Annotated in this window: 15 protein-coding genes; all 15 read left to right on the top strand. The window is 54.2% G+C overall.

Annotated elements, in window-relative coordinates; translation table 11 throughout:
- Positions 1 to 457 precede the first annotated feature (457 nt).
- The 15 genes from tssJ (at position 458) to KJB30_RS13345 (ending at position 19,121) form a co-directional block, all read left to right on the top strand.
- Entirely contained in the window at positions 458 to 1,012 is a 555-nt protein-coding gene (gene tssJ, locus KJB30_RS13415) for a type VI secretion system lipoprotein TssJ (RefSeq protein WP_214300149.1), read from the top strand.
- A complete protein-coding gene (gene tssK / locus KJB30_RS13410) occupies positions 1,009 to 2,403 on the top strand; it encodes a type VI secretion system baseplate subunit TssK (RefSeq protein WP_214300147.1) in 1,395 nt (464 codons plus the stop codon). The genes tssJ and tssK overlap by 4 nt, the downstream gene beginning before the upstream one ends.
- 31 nt (positions 2,404 to 2,434) lie before the next feature.
- Positions 2,435 to 3,115, top strand: coding sequence for a DotU family type IV/VI secretion system protein (locus KJB30_RS13405; RefSeq protein WP_214300140.1), 681 nt, complete (start codon positions 2,435 to 2,437; stop codon positions 3,113 to 3,115).
- Between the two features lies 1 nt (position 3,116).
- A complete protein-coding gene (locus KJB30_RS13400; protein WP_214300138.1) occupies positions 3,117 to 6,578 on the top strand; it encodes a type VI secretion protein IcmF/TssM N-terminal domain-containing protein in 3,462 nt (1,153 codons plus the stop codon).
- A gap of 131 nt (positions 6,579 to 6,709) precedes the next feature.
- Positions 6,710 to 9,079, top strand: coding sequence for a type VI secretion system protein TssA (gene tssA, locus KJB30_RS13395; protein ID WP_214300133.1), 2,370 nt, complete (start codon positions 6,710 to 6,712; stop codon positions 9,077 to 9,079).
- A gap of 78 nt (positions 9,080 to 9,157) precedes the next feature.
- Positions 9,158 to 9,646: a type VI secretion system contractile sheath small subunit gene (gene tssB / locus KJB30_RS13390; RefSeq protein ID WP_214300131.1), complete on the top strand. Its 489-nt coding sequence runs from the start codon at positions 9,158 to 9,160 to the stop codon at positions 9,644 to 9,646.
- 9 nt (positions 9,647 to 9,655) lie between these two features.
- Positions 9,656 to 11,137, top strand: a complete 1,482-nt coding sequence (gene tssC / locus KJB30_RS13385) for a type VI secretion system contractile sheath large subunit (protein ID WP_214300129.1) — start codon at positions 9,656 to 9,658, stop codon at positions 11,135 to 11,137.
- A gap of 111 nt (positions 11,138 to 11,248) precedes the next feature.
- Positions 11,249 to 11,734: an Hcp family type VI secretion system effector gene (locus KJB30_RS13380; RefSeq protein ID WP_214300127.1), complete on the top strand. Its 486-nt coding sequence runs from the start codon at positions 11,249 to 11,251 to the stop codon at positions 11,732 to 11,734.
- A 72-nt stretch (positions 11,735 to 11,806) separates the two neighbouring features.
- Positions 11,807 to 12,100, top strand: coding sequence for a hypothetical protein (locus KJB30_RS13375; protein WP_214300125.1), 294 nt, complete (start codon positions 11,807 to 11,809; stop codon positions 12,098 to 12,100).
- A gap of 44 nt (positions 12,101 to 12,144) precedes the next feature.
- Positions 12,145 to 12,513: a hypothetical protein gene (locus tag KJB30_RS13370; protein ID WP_214300123.1), complete on the top strand. Its 369-nt coding sequence runs from the start codon at positions 12,145 to 12,147 to the stop codon at positions 12,511 to 12,513.
- A 364-nt stretch (positions 12,514 to 12,877) separates the two neighbouring features.
- The gene (gene tssE / locus KJB30_RS13365; RefSeq protein WP_214300121.1) at positions 12,878 to 13,288 is read left to right on the top strand and encodes a type VI secretion system baseplate subunit TssE; all 411 of its coding nucleotides are present in this window, start codon (positions 12,878 to 12,880) and stop codon (positions 13,286 to 13,288) included.
- Positions 13,263 to 15,050: a type VI secretion system baseplate subunit TssF gene (gene tssF / locus KJB30_RS13360; RefSeq protein ID WP_214300119.1), complete on the top strand. Its 1,788-nt coding sequence runs from the start codon at positions 13,263 to 13,265 to the stop codon at positions 15,048 to 15,050. Before tssE ends, tssF (KJB30_RS13360) begins: the two co-directional genes overlap by 26 nt.
- Positions 15,014 to 17,818 (top strand): type VI secretion system baseplate subunit TssF, encoded by a 2,805-nt coding sequence (gene tssF, locus KJB30_RS13355; RefSeq protein ID WP_214300117.1) that lies wholly within the window; start codon positions 15,014 to 15,016, stop codon positions 17,816 to 17,818. Before tssF (KJB30_RS13360) ends, tssF (KJB30_RS13355) begins: the two co-directional genes overlap by 37 nt.
- Positions 17,819 to 17,841: 23 nt before the next feature.
- Positions 17,842 to 18,423, top strand: coding sequence for a lysozyme family protein (locus KJB30_RS13350; protein WP_214300115.1), 582 nt, complete (start codon positions 17,842 to 17,844; stop codon positions 18,421 to 18,423).
- Entirely contained in the window at positions 18,420 to 19,121 is a 702-nt protein-coding gene (locus KJB30_RS13345; RefSeq protein WP_214300113.1) for a hypothetical protein, read from the top strand. The genes KJB30_RS13350 and KJB30_RS13345 overlap by 4 nt, the downstream gene beginning before the upstream one ends.
- Positions 19,122 to 19,194: the final 73 nt, after the last annotated feature.

Below are 19,194 nucleotides of genomic sequence, written 5' to 3'. Positions count from 1 at the left end.
GGGCGTGTGAAAGCCGTTTTAAAAGCATCTAAAGATTAAAAAAAGGCTCCCGTTTTTTCGGTAGCCTTTTTTTGTTTGAATTCCCTGCTCTGCCCGGTTGAGCTTTCGAAAGATCGGCTGATCTGTAATGAAATTTTAAAAAAAATTATAATAAAACATACAAATTAATCGAATAGAATTGACAAAAATTAATTCTATGTGGTACTAAGCCTACCGGTACTGAAACAGCGGAATGTGCGGGTAATGATTCAGAATTATGTAATGTGTCTGTTATTTTCTCTCTATTAATACCCTCCCTTCGCACCACAAATCCAGCGCTGTTTTTCTTCAAAATTAAATAATTTTTCAAAACTTTTTCTGGAACAGCTCTTCTATTTTTCCAGTGGTAATGCAGCCACTGATTTCTGCTCCAGTCTCTGGTATCTGCAACCATTTAAACCGGGCAAGGAGTTTCATAATGCGAAATTTTGTTGCCGGATCTGCCTTGGTCTGTCTGTCAGTTTTGCTGACCGGCTGTTCCTCGGGTCCACTCGTCATCGTTCCCCCGGATTGGCGGTATGAAAAAGATGCAATCAATTTGAATATCAAGGCGGACAAGCATCTCAACGTTTATCAGAAAACTTCTCATGCACTGCTTCTGTGCGTCTATCACCTGCGTGATACCAATGCATTCAACCAGTACCTGAATGAAAGGGATGGTCTGACGAAACTGCTTGAATGTGGCCGCTTTGATCCCTCCGTGGTCCTGGCTCGGCAGATGATTATTCAGCCGGGACAAGAGCTGACTCAAGTGATGGATCGAGCCGAGGGAACCCGTTTCGTGAATATTGCAGCCGGTTATTACAACCTGCGTACGGACCAGGTGACGCGCTCCTATCCTGTGCCGCTTGATGAAGTAAAGCGTGGCGGCAACCTGATCCAGACAACAAAAAAACTGACAATTGATCTCCGTTTGGGACCTGCGGCAATAGATGGAACCCCGGAAATTCAGGAGGCAGGGAAGAAAAGATGAAGATCCAGTCACCGCTATTCTGGCACCAGGGGCTTTTTCTGCAGCCCCAGCACTTTCAACTTCAGGACCAGGCTGTCCAATCCCGGCTGATACCGTTTCAGCATTATCTGCAACCTCATTTTTGGGGAGTCGGCTCGATGGAAATCGAAAAGAGCGCTCTAGGAAACGGAAGCTTCAGCATCCTGGGAGGGCATTTTCTCTTTCCTGACGGCAGTTATATTGAACTCCCCGGCAACGCCCGCATCGAGCCGCGACATTTTTCGGAAGGTTGGCTGGAGGGGGGGAAACCGCTTCAGGTTTATCTTGGACTGAAAAAGTGGCAGGAGATGGAGCCAAATGTCACCACAATTACCCGGCGGGAAGAGATGGCACAGGCGGCAACCCGCTTTATTGCCCAGACCGATGCTGAAGAGGTGCGGGACCTGCATGGCGGTGGGCCGGATGGCCAGGTGAAGCGACTCCAGTATGTGCTGAAGGTTTTTTGGGAGAATGAGCGGGAGCAACTCGGTGACTATCTTCTGATCCCCGTGGCCCGACTCGAGAAATTCGGCGCTGCGATTCGTCTTTCACCCTCTTTTGTCCCCCCCTGTCTGGATATAAGCGCTGGCGCATCGCTGGAAAAGCTGGTTCGGGAGATACGCGATCAGCTGGCGGCGCGTAGCCATCAGCTGGAACAGTACAAGCAGCAACGGGGGGTGCAGACGGCTGAGTTTGGCTCGCGCGACATGGTTTATCTCCTTGCTCTTCGAACTCTCAATCGTCACGTTCCGCTCCTCTTTCACCTTACGGAGTGCCAACCGGTTCACCCCTGGGCAGTCTACGGGGCGCTGCGGCAACTCATCGGTGAACTCTCCTCATTTTCACTGCGCGTTAATCACCTGGGCGAACTGGATGGCGGCTATCAGATGCTGCCTGCTTACGATCATATGGCGATCTGGGAGTGTTTCTCCGCGGCTCAGGACCTGGTGACCCAACTCTTGAATGAACTGACCGCCGGACCGGACTATGTCGTGAGGCTAAACTTCGACGGTGCCTATTTTGCCGGGGATCTGAAGCCGGCCCATCTCGAAGGTGGCAGCCGCTATTACCTGTCCCTCAAGACCGGCGAAGAGCTGCAGACCTTGCTTACCTCCCTTGAAACCAGCGCAAAACTGAGCGCCCCGGAACACTTGCCGGTACTGGCCTCCCGATCCCTGCCGGGCCTTGGGCTGATTTATCTGCCGGTGCCCCCCCAGGAACTGCCGCGTCGTGCCAATACCGTCTACTTTGCCGTCGACAACCATAACAATCAGTGGGACCTGGTGTCCCGTAACCATTCCCTTGCCCTTTACTGGGACAGTGCACCCGAAGATCTTGAGGTGGAGCTGATGGTTGTGGAAAAGGCGCGCTGACAGGAAAAGAACACCCCATGGGAGCTACACGATGCACCTGACAGATTGTTTCATGGAATTATTCGCCTATGTCACCAACTTTCTGAAGACAGTGGCTGTCAAACAGCCATCCCATGATGTGGTGCGGGGATCTGTGTTTCGCCTTCTTGCCCGGAGCGAATCGCGGGTTGGGCAGGGACAGTTCTCCAGGGAAGATTTTGATCTGGCTCGTTTTGCAGTCTGCGCCTGGGTGGACGAAATGCTGCTGGGGTCTCAATGGGAGCAGAAACATCTCTGGCTGCGGGAACAGCTGCAGCGCACATGCTTTGGAACCACTGATGCCGGTGAGGAGTTTTTTGAGCGTCTGAACGGTCTGGGGCTGCATCAGCGTGAGGCGCGGGAGGTTTTTTACCTCTGTCTTGCCCTCGGCTTCACCGGCCGATACTGCACCCAGGGTGATGAATACCAGCTTGAGCAGATCAGGACGGCACAGCTGAAGCTGCTCGTGGGAAGTTCCGTCGGTCTCCCATCACTGGAACGGACCGAACTCTTCCCTGATGCCTGGCCGGCTGAGGCTCCCATCACGGCTCAGACCCACCAGCCCGCACGCTTCTCCCCTTTGTCCGTCGCATGCCTTGCCGCTCCCGTTGTCCTGTTCGCCATTCTCTTCCTGGTCTACCGCTTCACGCTTTCCGGCGTGGGGGAAAATTTCTTAAGGACGGTGCCGTACTGAGATGAAAGAACTGTTTCTCAAGTCATTCAAATGGGTACTCATCCTGGGAGGGCTGCTGCTGGTCGGCCTGATCGTCTTCGGCGTGGTTCTGGTACTTAATTGGCCCTGGTGGGCCGCCCTCTGTCTCCTGCTGTTGATTACCGCCGCCTGTGTCGGTCTTTATCTGCTTCGTGCCCTGCTGCTGCGGCGTCGGGAGCAGTATTTTGTCCAGGAAGTAGTTGAGCAGGATAAAAGCGTTCTTCAGGCGATGGGGGGGCGGGAAAAGGAACATGTTTCTCTGCTTATGAAGGAGTGGAAGGCAGGTATCGCCATCCTAAAGGGGTCGCACCTCAAGCGTCAGGGCAATCCCCTTTATGTTCTGCCCTGGTATCTGATCATGGGCGAAAGCGGATCGGGCAAAAGCACCAGCCTTGCCAGTGCGCGGCTCGCATCTCCCATGACCGATTCAACGCGGGGCGCCGATCGCTCCGGTACCCGCAACTGTGACTGGTGGTTTTTTGAAGAATCCATTGTTCTGGATACCGCCGGCCGGTATGCAGTTCCCATTGATGGAGAGAAAGACCGGGAGGAGTGGCAGAAACTGCTGGCGCTTCTCGTCAAATACCGGCGGCGGGAGCCCTTGAATGGCCTGATTGTCACGGTGGCGGCAGACCGGCTGCTCAATGGATCTCCAGAGACCACTGCCGAGGAAGGGCGGACGATGCGCCGCCGCATCGATGAACTGATGCGAGCCTTGGGCATTCGGGTGCCGGTCTATGTGCTGGTTACCAAATGCGACCTGATCCTCGGGATCGATCGCTTCTCTTCCCTGCTTCCCGACGCCTCGCTGCGCCAGCCGATGGGAATGATAAACCGCGAACTCTCTTCAGATGTCGCAACCTTCACTGCAAAAGCACTTGCGGGAGTCACCGAACGATTGAGAAGTCTCAGGCTTCAGGTTCTGCACCAGCCCGGCGCACGGGAGGCAGGTCCTGCTCTCACCCTTTTCCCGGAGGAATTTGCCGTACTTGGCGACGGCCTCACCACCTTCATGGAAGGTACATTTCGTGAAAATCCATATCAGGAAACCCCCATCCTGCGCGGGCTCTTTTTCGCCAGCGGCCGTCAGGAGGGAGTTCCCCTGTCACGCTTCTGTGAAACAGTTGAACAGGTTGCAGAGCGGACCGAGCTTCCCGGCACCAGCCGCGGACTCTTCCTGCATGACTTCTTCGCCCGGGTTCTGCCGGCAGATCGCCGGCTGCTGTTTCCTACCCGCCGGGCAGTCCAGTGGCGTTCCGTCACCGGCAATCTGGGGCTGGTTTCATGGATGCTTTGCGGAGTGGCGCTGTGCGGCCTGTTGTCCTTCTCGTTCGTCAAGAACATGAGCACCGTCAGGGAAGTATCTCGCCAGTTCGAAAAGACTTCGCGTCTTTCAGGCGATCCGGTCAGCGACCTGCTGGTGCTCGATAGCTTCCGCCAGGGCATTCTTAAGGTGGAGGAACGCAATGGCTCATGGTGGATTCCCCGTTTCGGACTCACCGAGAGCGTCAAGGTCGAGCGTGCACTCAAGGAGAAGTTTTGCCGCCAGTTTCGGGACGGTTTCCTGATCCCCTATGATCGGCAACTTGCAGCAGGTGTTGGCGGTCTCTCCGGCGCAACTCCCGACGAACTCTACGCCCAGTACGCCATTCACCTCGCCCGGCGGATCAATATCCTCAAGGCCAGCATGGAGGGCAAGCCGGTCGGCCAACTCCAGTCGATGCCCCAGGCAGCTTCGGTTTCGTTCCTCAGCAGCGAAACCCAATCGGCCAGTGAAGCTCGCAAGCAGTTTGGCGTCCTTTATCTGCATTACCTCGCCTGGCGGGCGGATTCACCCGATCTGGCGAAAGAGATGAACCAGCTCCAGGTATGGCTTCGGCAGATAATTCCTCTCAAAGGGCAGAGCCTTGCATGGCTTGCTCCGTGGGTAGACCGGTATTCCGGCATACCTGGAGTGACATTGGCGGATTTCTGGGGGGGCAGCGTGACGTTCTCCGGTGAGCGCACTGTTCTTCCTTCATTCACCCGCAAAGGCAAGGAACAACTGGACAGAGCTGTGCAGGAGGTCGAGACCGCACTTGGCGATTCGCGCCTGCTGGCCGCTTCCCGTCAGAACTTTGCAGCAGGTTACCGCACTGCCTGTCTCGGATCGTGGCAGGCATTTGCCGCCATGTTCCCTCGTGGATCGGAGCGGCTGCGTGGCCATCGTGAGTGGCAGCAGGTGGCAGCCAGGATGGCCACGGAGCAGAGCCCTTATCTTGCTCTGATGAACCGGATGACTCAGGAACTGGAAGTTCTGGTCGGCAAAGAAAGCGTGCCGCCGTTCGTTTCCCAGGTCTATGCACTCCAGTTAGCCAGAGCCGGCGGCGCGACCTCTGGCGTAGTCACTAAAACCGCTGACAGCGGCAAGCGATTGATCGGTTCCATTGGCCAGAAGTTAGGCGCAGAGGCGGTTGCCAAGAACATCGAACTGCCGCTGGCAGCATCCAAGACGTGGCAGGAGTACCAGTCTGCCCTGACAGCCATCACCCCGGCCGCTTCGTCCCGGCAGGCGGCGTTCCAACTCGCTACCCAGACTTTTGGTGATGATCCGGCCACAGGCAAGAGTCCTTTTTATGCAGCAGCGAACGCCGCGGCCCGCCTGAAGGCTACCCTGGGGGGAAATGCCGGGGATGAGGCTCTCTGGCGGCTCGTTACCGCACCCCTTGATTATCTCTGGAGCTATGTTCGACAGGAATCGGCCAGTCAGCTTCAGACTCTCTGGGAGGAACAGGTTTTGGCTGCCACCCTGGGAATGACGCCCCAGCAGGCCGGGCCGATACTGTTGGGAGCCGATGGTCTCGCCTGGCGCTTTGTCAAGGGACCGGCCGCACCTTTCATTCGTGGTTCCGCATCGGGCTATGCCCCGCGGCAAGCCTTTGGCGGTTCATTGCCGCTGGAAGGTTCCCTTTTCTCCTTCCTGACCAAAGGCGCCAACGTGCAAGCCGGAGCAGCCGGCCGTCAGCCCAACTACTCGGTAGCAATCAAGGGACTGCCTACCGATGCCGACGCCGATGCCAGGATCAAGCCGCACGCTACAAGGCTCGAAGTTCAGTGTGCCGGCCAAACCCAGACCCTGGTCAACCGTAATTTTCCCGTTGGAAAAACTTTCTACTGGTCTCCCGACACCTGCGGCGACGTCATCTTGCAGATCGAAGCGGGGGATCTGGCACTGACCAAGCGTTACGGCGGCTCCGAAGCTTTTCCTGATTTCCTCAGGGAGTTTTCTTCCGGCTCTCGCAATTTTTCTACACGTGAATTTCCCGGGGAGCGGGACGCCCTGTCACGCATGGGGATCACACACATCAGGGTCAATTACCAGTTCATCGGCAGCGGTGCGGTCATCAAGCAGGGTGGCGCAATGGCCGGTGCTACGGCGCCCCGGCAGATCGCACGGAGTTGGTAGTGCATGTGGTTGATTTCCCATGCATGTGCTGTGAACGGATGCGTTTTTTAAAGGCACTGACCAAAGACGAAGAATGGCGATAAGCATCGTGGGATGTCGAGAAAGATCAAATTCTGTAAGTCAGGTGAATCATGACCCCCATTGTAGAAAATTTCGGCTGGCGCTGGTCAGCTTTTGGAAAACATCCGGCAGCGGCAGATTACTTTCGTCTCGGTGAAAGCTCCCCTTTTGTAGAGGGGCTCACTACCTGGGTGGAGAGTGGTTACCGTTTGCTTGCGGGACAAAAGGAAGCGTCGCTTCCGTTCTGTTCATGGCGCTTCTGGGCCCGGGGCTTTGGCAAAGAGTCCCTGGTGCTGGGATTGGTGCGTGTTTCCAGCGACAGCCTTGGTCGTCCCTATCCCCTGTTCATCATGGGGAGCGGTCCTCTTGAGGGGTGGGAAGAGCGCTGGGACCTGCTTCCCTTTGCAGGTGAGCAGACCTGGTGCCAGATCGAGTATCTGGCCACCAACACATTTGAAGATCTGAAGAAACTGGAGGAAGGGCTTCAGACCCTGCGCCCACCGAACCCGGCGTGGGACGAACTGCTGGCCCAGCGCACCGGCCTGAACCGGCTTGGGTCCCAGCGCGACCCGTATGCTTCCTTCCTTGACCTGCCCGAATTGGAGCGACTTGCCGCGACCCACGGAGGTAAAGGAGAGCTGCTGATATCCCTGGATCGGGGACCGGTCAACGACAAAATAACTCTTGTGAGTCTCTGGCACCAGTTGACATGTGCTTCGGCCAAGGGGGTGCCCAACGCTCTTTTCATGGGGGGAGGCCTGGAACGTTCGTTCATGGCCGTTTACCGCCGTGCACTGGCGCCCGGCGATTTTCTCCAGCTCTGGTCGACCTCCGCGTCGGGAGGAGTAACAAACAGCATCGGAACGGAGTACGCAATGGATATCGCAAGTCTTGGGAAAGATCCGGTCCGCCCTGACCAACCGGTGGGGCAGGACGTTCGGTACGAGCCCCTTTTTGATACCCTTCAGGCAGAGGTGGACAAGCTGACTTCTCCAGCCGTTGCCGGCGCTGTTGACTGGGAGAAGGTTGTCCGGCTTGCTGCAGACATCCTTGCAACCCGCTCGAAAGACCTGCTGGTGGCAAGCTATCTGGCGGTGGGTCTTGTTCAGACCCGCAAGGGAGACGGATTTGCCCTCGGGCTCAAAGTGTGGCGGGATCTGCTGGAACATTTTTGGGCAGATCTTTACCCGGTACGGATGCGAGGGCGGCAGCGAAGTGTCGAGTGGTGGATCGAGCGAACCGAGGTCGCACTCAGGCAGCTGGATGACGAAATACTGCCCGCCCCGCAAGCGGTTGTGGTCGGCGAATCGTTGGCGGCTATCGAGCGTTTGCTTGGCAACCTTCTGGAGAATGCTCCCTCACTTGGGGCCATCCGGGCACAGATTGACCGTCTGACCGGCCACATTTACACCGAGGAGCTGAAGCCCGCCCAGGTCGCAAAAATTACCCAGCCAGCCCATGACACCAATACTCCACTGCTGCCGTTGCGAATCCCTTCGGTGCCGCCGATGCCTGTAGTCGATGATGTCATCTCATCCCCATTGGAGGTAATCGATGCGGGGCTCAAGCGAATGGGTGAAGCTGCCGGCCAATTGCTGCAGCAGGATCCGGCCAGTCCTCTTCCCTACCGATCCCTGCGCGTCGCGGCCTGGATTACGGTTACAGCTATGCCGCCGTCAGTGAATGGCCGTACCAGGATTGGGGCGCCTGAGCCCCAGGTCCAGACCATGCTCCAGGAACTGGCAAAACATGGAGATGGAGAGGCGTTGCTGAAGGCGTCCGAGGCCCGGCTTATACAGTTCATCTTCTGGCTCGATCTGAACCGGCTTACGGTCGATGCTCTCTCCCGTCTTGGCGACCGCTTCGCCGCTGCCCGCGACGCTGTCTGCCGCGATACTGCTTCATTTCTGCAGCGATTGCCCGGCCTTGAAGAACTCTCTTTCTCCGACGGCACCCCCTTCGCTTCCCCGGATACACGACAGTGGCTTGCAGGGCTGGTTTACAAGGAAACTGCACCCGAACGATCCGTAGTGGCAAGCGAGGCCGCTTGTCGGGAGTCTGAAATTGATCGGGAAATGGAAGAAGCTCAGAGGCTGGTACGCGGGGGCAAGCTTGTCGATGCGGTAGAGCATGTCCAGAAGCGGCTTCGCAAGGGTGCATCGCGAAAGGACAAGCTCCTCTGGCGTCTGGCAATGGCCCAGATGCTGGTAAATGCCGGTCGTTCCAGGCTGGCTCTGCCGCATCTGGAACAGGTTATGGAGGAGATTGAGTCCTTCAATCTGGAGGAATATGATCCACCACTGGCCCTGCAGGGGCTCAAGCTGGCCTGGCATGGATTCGAGTCCCAGGCCGAGCCGCATTTCAAGGAGAAGGCCGTGGAGACCCTACACCGCATTGCCCGCCTTGATCCGGCGGAAATGGTGCGGCTTGCGAAGGGATAAACGTTCAGAAGTATCTGCAAAAAATCAGTTCATATATGTCGGTTAATAATTCGGATTCAGTAATAAAAGGAGGAAGTCATGAGTAAGGAAGCATCTGTAGCGCCCAAGGAGAGAGTAAACATCGTCTACCGTCCAGCTGACGGGGACGGAAAAGAGGATGTGGAACTGCCGCTGAAGATGCTGGTCATGGGGGATTTTACCGGTCGTCCTGACGATCGTCCCATAGAAAAACGTGATCCTGTTGCCATCGACAAGGATAATTTTAACGATGTGATGAAGGCCCAGGGCATCACGCTCAACCTGTCGGTTCCCAACAGGCTCGTGAGCAGGGAAGGGGAAGAACTTCCCGTCAGCCTGAAGGTTGAGTCCCTCAAGGATTTTGGTCCCGAGGCGGTTGCCGAACAAGTGGAAGAGATGAAGACCCTGCTTCAACTGCGCGAGGCCTTGCGGGCTCTCAAGGGGCCTCTTTCCAATGTTCCCGAGTTCCGCCGGAAAATTCAGGAACTGATCACTGACGACGCCACACGCACCAAACTCTTGGCCGAAATCGGCCTAGCGGAAGGGTAGGGGGAAACCATGAGTACAGTATTGAACAGCGCAGCATCCTATGACCAGACCGTGGGTGAGGCCTCCCTGCTGGAGGAGATCGTCCAAGCCACTAAACTGCAACCTGCCGATGAGGCCTACTCCATCACTAAAAAAGGGGTCGAGGCGCTGATTGCACAGCTTCTGGAACCGGGAACCGAGACGCCTAAAGTGTCCAAGGCGATTCTAGACGACATGATCGCCGAGATAGACCGGAAACTGAGCCGCCAGATGGACGAAATTCTCCATAACGCAGAATTCCAGAAACTGGAGTCATCCTGGCGTTCACTGCACTTTCTGGTAGACCGCACCGACTTCCGCGAAAACAACCGCATCGAGATCATGCATGCCACAAAGGAAGATCTGCTGGATGACTTCGAGGATGCGCCCGAGGTGGCTAAATCGGGCCTCTACAAAACCATATACTCGGCCGAGTACGGTCAGTTTGGCGGCAAGCCCTTCGGCACCATCATCGGCAACTACGAATTCGGCCCCGGTCCCCAGGATATCAAACTCCTGCAGAATCTTGCCGCGGTGGCCGGCATGTCCCACGCCCCCTTCATCGCCGCCACCGCCCCACAATTTTTCGGGTGCGATGACTACACGGAATTGCCGAACCTGAAGGACATCAGCTCCATCCTGGAAGGTCCCCAGTACACAAAATGGCAATCCTTCCGCGAGAGCGAAGATGCCCGCTATGTGGGACTGGCGCTTCCCCGCTTCCTCCTGCGCCTGCCCTACGGTGAAGCCACCAAGCCGGTGAAAAGTTTCACTTACGAGGAAAATGTCTCCGACAGCCATGAACGGTACTGCTGGGGTAATGCGGCCTTCGCCTTCGCTACCCGGATCACCGACAGTTTTGCCAATTTCCGCTGGTGCGCCAATATCATCGGTCCCCAGGGTGGCGGTGCCGTCCATGACCTGCCGCTTCACCAATACGAGGCCATGGGCGCCATCCAGACTAAGATCCCCACGGAGGTGCTGGTCTCGGAGCGACGTGAATTCGAACTGGCCGAGGAGGGATTCATCGCCCTCACCATGCGCAAGGGGAGCGACAACGCCGCTTTCTTTTCCGCCAATTCTGTACAGAAGCCGAAGTTCTTCGGCAATTCCAAAGAGGGAAAAGAGGCCGAGCTCAATTACAAGCTCGGGCTGCAACTTCCCTACATGTTCATCGTCAGCCGCCTGGCCCACTACCTCAAGGTCATCCAGCGGGAGCATATCGGCACCTGGAAGGAAAGGGGCGACCTGGAGAACGAGCTCAACCTCTGGATTCGCCAGTACGTCTCTGACATGGATAATCCCATGCCCGGCGTCCGCAGCCGCCGCCCGCTGCGCCAGGCCCAGGTAACGGTCGAAGAGGTCCCGGGCGAGCCGGGTTGGTACCGCGTCGGCCTCAAGGTCACCCCCCACTTCAAATACATGGGGGCCTACTTTACGCTGTCATTGGTCGGCAAGCTGGATAAGGAGTGAGCCGCACGCTGAGGGTGAATTCAAAGAACCTGAATGCAGATAGAAGCCTTTTCATCGGCTCTATAATAAGGTGACTTATAGCGTTACCTAAACCACAGGAGGTAGTACACAATGGCAATGCCCGCACACCTCACCCTAACCGGTGAAAAACAGGGAAAGATCGAAGGTTCCTGCGACATGCATGGACGTGAGGGGACCATCCTCGTCTACGCAATGGGTCACGACGTCACTATTCCGCGTAGCCCGACCGACGGACTAGCCACAGGCAAGCGCGTCCACGGACCACTGACCATCACCAAAGAGTTTGACAAGAGCTCACCAAAACTCTACCAGGCTCTCTGCACCGGCGAGCACCTAAAAAACGTTACCCTGAAATGGTACCGCATCACCAAGCAGGGCACCGAAGAGCATTATTTCACCCACGTGCTTGAGGACGCCATCATCGTATCCATCCGCCCTTCCATGCCTGTTACGCTTCTGGCAAGCAACGAGCCTTTCCGTCATATGGAAGACATCTCATTCACCTACAAAAAAATTAAGTGGACATGGGAAGCAGACGGCATTGAAGCTGAAGATTCCTGGTCAGTACCCAAATAATTTCAAGTTCAATCGGAAGATTCCGAGGTTTTTAAACCTCGGAGGTCTTCCACGACTGGAAAAGGGGATTATATGAAATATCGATGGGTTGTTGTAGCAATGGTTCTGGTCTGTATGGGGCTGGGCCAGAGTGCTTTTGCTGATGAGTTGAGCCTCAAAGCAGGAGATACCATCCAAAAAATACTGGAAAACTCCAAAGGAAAGCAGGTCACACTACGCCTGGCGCACGGTGAAGAGATGACCGGTAAAGTTCGCTCCGTCACCAAAGAGCTTGTGCTGTTGTCAGAGCTAAGTGACCGTAATTATTACGATGGAATCATTGATGTCGGACAAATTTCTGCGGTTGTCATGCGTGTGAAGAAATAAGATGCCAAAAGAGTCGATGCAAAGGCCAAGAGGAGGAACAAAAATTGGCAAACAATTTTTACTCATATTTTAGGCAAAATATGGAATCCATGAACCTTCCAGCCCCGGAAAATTTGTTTGGCACGTTAGGTTTAGCTGTAGCAAGTGCTAAAACTATACTTTCTGAAATAGACAAATTTGGCCCAACAGTGACCGTAGCAGAACTTATTGTGGCGGGAACCAAGCTTGAAATCCTCGGTGTAATTGGTGCTTGTTCCGCAATGTTCTATGCTGGTGCTGTTATTGGGAGTATTGCTGTCGCAACTGGACGTTCAATCTCTGGCGGTGTGTCAATTGCAGACGTTGTATTTACCGCCAATCAATACAACCTCAATCGCACTTGGCTAACAAGCGCATTAGCCAGTGGACGTTAATCATATGAAAGACTCTATTTTACTCCTCGTTACAGCCTCTTGTGCAGCGTTAGTTGCATGGTTGTTTTGGTGTTTTGTTGGAAAAATAGGTTTGGATGCATTTATATTTTTTGTTTTGACAGCTTTGTGCGTAGACAACATACGACTAAGACGCAAACTCCGCAAAAATGAGATTAATTAACAAATGATGCAATTTCAAGCAGCTACCTGACGTGATTGAAAGTAAACATGGGAAGCTGACGGCATCGAGTCGGAAGATTCCTGGGCTGAATCCAAGTAGGATGTTTCCGGGGCGGATGCTTGGCATCCGCCCTTTGCGCTTAAAGAAGAAACACTTTGTCAGATAAAGGCCGCGGTAAACAGCATGCATGAAGAACGATTACTGGAACGGATTCGCTCCGCCAAATGTGAGCCGCTGCGCCGTGGCGGCGATAATCAGCGGCGCTGCATGGATTCAGTGCTGTCGCACCTGCAGCGGATTCTCAACACCCGCCAGGGCAATGTACCCATTGCCGCAGATTACGGGGTTCCCGATTTTCTCGACTTTCTCCAGAGCTATCCGGAGTCGGTGAGCGCAATCGAGCGCAACATCAGGAACGCAATCGACAGATACGAACCGAGACTTTCAGGCACCAGCGTGAGTTACGTTCCCGATGAGGAAGATACCTTGACCCTGCGGTTTCAGATTGTCGCCAGCCTGACCATAGAAGGCGGGCGGAAGATCTTTTTTGAGACCGTTGTCGACACGGATGGCAGAATCCATATTCACCGGTGAGCATCCCCGCAGATCCCTTTCAGAGGAAGAAGTGACCAATCCGTTTTTTCATTCAGATCTCAGCCTGTTGCACGAGTTTGCAGCGGAGTTTGCCAGCGCCAATCCGGCACTGGCTCCGCTTTTAGATGACAAGAAGACCGATCCGGACGTAGAGCGGCTGCTGGAAGCTGTTGCTTTCCAGAACGCCATGCTCCGCCGGAAACTGGCCGATGATTTTCCGGAATTGATCAAAACACTTGTTCAGCTGATTCTGCCCCATTACCTGCGCCCGATTCCTGCCACTACTTTAATCGGATTCACTCCCGGTTCAGGGTTGGAACAAACAATCACCATCCCTGCCGGTACCCAGTTTGCTTCGGCGCCGGTGGACGGTACAGCGTGCCGCTTTACCACAACCGCTGCTGTGGAGCTGCACCCCCTTAGACTTTCCAATGCGACCTTTACACAGCTGCCGGGGCGGATGGGTGAGATTCGCCTGGACCTGGCGCTGCAGGGACTGCCGCTGTCCCAGTGGCGTCCAAAAAGTCTGCGGCTGTTTCTGGGAGGTGATCAGGCCACAGCCAGTGAGCTGTATCTGCTGCTCAGCCGGCATGTCAGCCGTATCATTCTGACTCCCCGTGACGGCGGTGCCGACTGCGTGCTGTCGGCGAATTGTCTCAGGCAGGCCGGATTCATCGAAGGTGAGGAGCTGCTTTCCTATCCCTCCCAGGCCTTTCCCGGCTACCGCTTGCTCCAGGAATATTTCAGCACTCCCCAGAAGTTTCTCTGTTTTGACCTGGACGGCTGGGAACAGTGGCGGCAGCGCGGGGAGGGGAGCGACTTCACGGTCAGCTTTGAACTTGAAAGCCTGTCCATTGGGCCGCAACGGATACGATCTGAAAATTTCATCCTGCATGCCGTCCCGGCCATCAATCTGTTTGCCCATGATGGCGACCCGGTGGTGGTCAATCATCGCAGCTCCCGGTATCCAATCCGTCCGTCCGGTCCCAACCCCGTTCACTGTCAGATTTTTTCCGTTGATCGGGTAACCGGTTACACACGTGCCAGCGGTCATCAACGGGACTATCTCCCCTTCGAGTTGTTCGGCGGAGATATCAACAGCGATCCGATCTATCACCTACAGCTGGCCCAATCCCGTCAACACGGTGGTTATGATGTACATATCGGCCTCAACGTTTCGCGAGAGGTTACTGCTGCGGAGGGGGTATCCCTTTCCATTGACCTGACCTGCACCAACGGGAGTCTGCCCGAAAAGCTGCGTGTGGGGGATATTCGCGAGCCGCTTGCCGCTTTGCCTGATGGGGTGTCGGCCTGCAATATCACCTCGATCAACCCGGGCCAGAATCCGCCCATGGGATCGGGCCTGTTGCGGCAGCTGACCAGCCACCTCTACCTGAACCACCTCTCGCTGGAGCGAGTGGACCATTTGAAGGCGCTGCTGGAGTTGTACGTGTTTCCTGGCAAGAACGGCGCGGCTGGAGCTGCCAATCTGAAGCGGATAGCTGGGATAGAATCAATGACGGCGGCCGCCGGCGAACAGCGGATCAACGGGATTGTGATGAGGGGACGGCACTTAAGCATCAGGGTGCGCCAGGACCATTTCGCCGGAGCGGGTGACATGTACCTGTTCGGCTGCGTGCTGGATCAGTTTCTGGGGCGCTCTGCCGCAATGAACTGTTACACCCGTCTTGAACTGGTTGAGACTCTAAGGGGAGGAATCTGGCAATGGCCGCCACGGCTTGGCAATCACCCTCTCCATTAATCGACGACCTGCTCGCTCGCGGGCACGAATTTTCCTTCGACCAGGTCATGCGTCTGGCGCGCAGTGTGCTGGGACCGGACACTGCTCCGGAGTTGCCGGAAAGTGCCTGGCAGGAGCGAGTCCGGGTGCGGCCTGATCTCTCCCTCGCCTTTCCTGCGGCTGACGTGGCGCGGGTAAAACAGGATGGCGCGGGACTGCTGATTGAGACTACCTTTCTGGGGTTGTACGGTTCTTCCTCGCCCCTGCCGACCCATTACACCGAAGACCTGCTGGACGAAGCCGGTGCCGACTGCTCGGTCAGCCGCGATTTTCTGGACATTCTCCACCAGCGGATGTATCAGCTCTACCTCCAGTGCTTTAACAAGTACCGCCTCTTCAATCAGGTGGTGGAGGAACAAAACCCTCGCGACCGGGAGCGGCTGTTCTGCCTGATCGGCCTGGGTGAGAAGGAGTTGCGCGAGGGACTGCCGGACGCCTGGTCATTGGTGCGATACGCCGGGCTTTTGAGTCAATTTCCCCGTTCTGCCTCGGGACTGCAGACCTTGCTGCGGGACGCTCTGGGAGTGCACCGGGTGAAGGTGGAACAATGCGTTCTGCGTCAGGTGCTGATTCCGGTTGACCAACGGATGAAACTGTCGCTTAGCGGAATGTGTCTGGGGATGAACAGCATCCTGGGGAGCGAGATGCCGGATCGTTCTGGCAAGTTCCGCATTCATCTCGGCCCGCTGAAGAAAAAGGAGTACGACTCCTTTCTGCCCGGCACCCCCCGGCATGAAAAGCTGGTGAGACTGATCAGGCTGTACATAACAGACCCCTTGGACTTTGACCTGAAGCTTGTTCTTGCAGAACGCGAAGCCGAGCCGATCCGGTTGGGCGAATCAAACGGTGCCCGTCTGGGATGGAATAGCTGGTGTTTTGCCGGTGATGCGCTGGATGAAACCAGTGCCTTGTTCCCCCTGGCACACTCTGCAGCGCAAACGACCACGACTGTTGCAAAGGCCTCCGGCTGTCCGACTGAAAGAAAAGAATCGTCAAAACTGATCGACTATTACCAACAGGAGCTGGCAATACTTCGCGATCTGGCCACCGGCTACGCTGAGGTACATCCGGAGCTGAGCTCCATGGTCAGCGGACATCTGGCCGATTCCGGAGTGGAGCGGCTCTTCGAGGGAACTGCCTTTCTGAATGCCAATCTTCGCCGAAAGCTGGATGATGATTTTCCGGAGATTATCCACGAGTTGACCGAGGCGCTGCATCCGTGGGATTTACGCCCGATACCCGCTACAACCATCGTCGCCTTCAGTCCCAAGCCGGAGCTGGTGCAATCACTGCTGATTTCCGCCGGAGCCGAAGTCGCATCGATTCCGGTGCAAGGCACCAAATGTCGGTTTCAAACCTGCTTCGACGTAGTAGTTCACCCTTTGACGCTGCTGGAGACATCCTTCTCCCAACCATCCGGCCAGGCTCCCTCTATCAGGTTGCAATGCGAATTGCACGGCATGGGTCTTTCCGGCTGGAAAGTAAAGACACTGCGCTTCTTTCTCGGCGATGACTATCCGGCAGCCTGTGATATGTACCTGCTGCTGATGCGCTATCTGAAGCGTATTGTGATCACTTCACTCGACAACGGCGCTGCCATTGAGCTTCCAGCCGACAATCTAAAGCCGGTCGGGCTTGCTGATGGCGAAAGCATGCTCACAAAAGAACCCAGTCTCCTGCCTGGGCATCTGCTGCTTCAGGAGTACTTCCTGTTTCACGACAAGTTCCTGTCCATCGACCTGACCGGTTTGGGGGCCTGCCGCTCCCTTGGCGGCGGCTCCCGGTTTGAAATAAGATTCGAGCTGACCGCCACCCCGCCGGTTGTACCGCAGGTGAATGACAAGAGTTTTATCCTGTTTGCCACTCCGGTGGTCAACCTGTTTGAGCATCAGGCGAAGTCGATATCATTTACAACCGAGCTTCAAAAACAAATAATACGCCCAGTCGGGGAACAGCCCAGCCATTACCAGCTATATTCAGTAGATCAGGTTGAAGGCCTGGCCAAAAAAAATTCAGCTAAAATCACATACAACGTACAAAACCCATTACTCCGACACACCAAAGACAGTCATATCTGCAACATCACTCGAAGCAAATCACCTGACGGAGATGGATTCGATACATTCCTTTCAATTCCACCGCTCAAAAACGAAACCAATACCTCCAGAACAAAGCTCAATATAGATCTAACCTGTACCAACGGAACACTACCGGATCAGCTAAACATCGGCGATGTTTGTACGGCAATTAATGGCACTCCCGAATCCGTCAACCCTATGAATATAACGGCTGTAACAGCCGCAACTTTTCCGGAAAACCGACAAAACCGTCAATGGAGTCTTCTTTCCGGTTTTTCATTGAACAGCATCTCTTTGAATGGGGTTGATAATTTCCTCGCCATAATAAGGCTCTTCATCCTTACTAATTGCAGAGATTTGACGTTTGTGGAGGCAAATAAAAAAAGGATCGACGGGATTATCGAGATTGAGGTACTGCCGACCGACAGGCTCATGAAGGGTAGGATGTTTCGCGGATATGAGGTCTGCCTGAAACTGAATGGTGATCATTATACAGGATCGGGCGATCTATACCTGTTCAGCTCGGTTCTGGAACGGTTTCTGGGTGGGTATGTTACGCAGAATTGTTTCATTCGACTTGTTGTTGAGGAAATCGGCAAAGGGTATCGGCTTGAGTGGCCTGCGCGGATGGGAGATCGGTGCGTACTGTAATTCAATAAATTGAGGGAAATTTAATGGCTGAAATTGCTGGTAAAAGGAAACAAGCGCCAGGCGGCTTAGGACGACATAAAACCGGTCCCAAGCCTGTCGACATCAAGATGCGTCAGGAAAAACGGATTGACGAAAACAAACAGTATCTGGAAAATTCGAATGTTAAAGCTTTCCTTAGTGCAATTGCAGAAGCTGAGAGTGGAGATTACAACTTTGAATATGGTGCAGTAAAAGGCAAAAAAAACGATAAATGGCGATTTTCTGATTTTTCAACACACCCTGGTCCTGGTTACGGTGGCGTGAGCACACCAGCGGGCAGGTATCAAATCACCCGGCCTACTTGGCGACAACTTGGGGGAAAGTTAGGCTTAACGGATTTCTCTCCTACAACGCAAGACTTAATGGCTATCGAGATGCTGAGAGAACTTGACATTATTGATGAGATTGTATCGGGTGATATTGATTCCGCTTTAAGTATAGCTTCACATAGATGGGCAGCGCTGCCACAAGGTCCTGGGAAACCTAATCGACACCCTCCTCAACCTTACATGAAGTATGATAAATTCGTGGCGACTTACAAGAATCAAGGGGGGAACATAAAATGAGGTGTCTTGCGCAGAAAACAATTCATCTACTGATTCTTCTAGTAATTGTTCTTCCGACTGCTGTTCATGCAAAGGAATTAGAGATAGGAATGTCAATTTTTGCTGCTCGAAAATTGCTAATAAACAAAGGCTGGAGACCAATAAATATTAAGGACAAGATTCTCCCGAATAGCGAATTAGAGAAAAGTTTTCTAAATGCTCATATTATCGAGGTTGAAAGCTGTGCCATGGATATGCCCAGCTGCATATTTAATTACAAAAAAGGCGACAAGTGCCTTCGGCTTTACACCTTGGGCGAGGAAATTAAAGATATGCGTGTCAATTATTGGACATATGACTGTGCCGATAAGAACATCAAAGCTCAAAATAAGCAGCCAGATTCTGCAGACAAAAAGGAAGAAATGGGAAAGCCGTTTCTAGATAATGGAAAGCCATTTATTGCTATTCGAAAATTGCTCATAAACAAAGGATGGAAACCAGTAAATGTTCATAAAAGTGATGACTACAAGTCGAATGACATGACTAGTAGATTATTAATTTATAATATTATTGAAGTTGAAAGCTGCAACATAGACATGCAGAACTGCATATTTAATTATAAAAAAGGCAAAGTGTGTCTTCGACTTTTTACAGTGGGGGAGGAAATAAATGATCTGAATGTCAACTATTGGACTTTTGATTGTCTCGATGAAGACTAAATATGAACTGTCTGACATAGAGACATACGTTAAAAGTATTTCTGCTTATAAAATGTCCAAGGTTGTATATCGG

Source organism: Pelotalea chapellei, assembly GCF_018531195.1.
GTDB classification, from domain to species: domain Bacteria; phylum Desulfobacterota; class Desulfuromonadia; order Geobacterales; family Pseudopelobacteraceae; genus Pelotalea; species Pelotalea chapellei.
The sequence above is the reverse complement of the archived record's forward strand: the minus strand, read 5'-3'. Positions and strand labels throughout refer to the sequence as shown.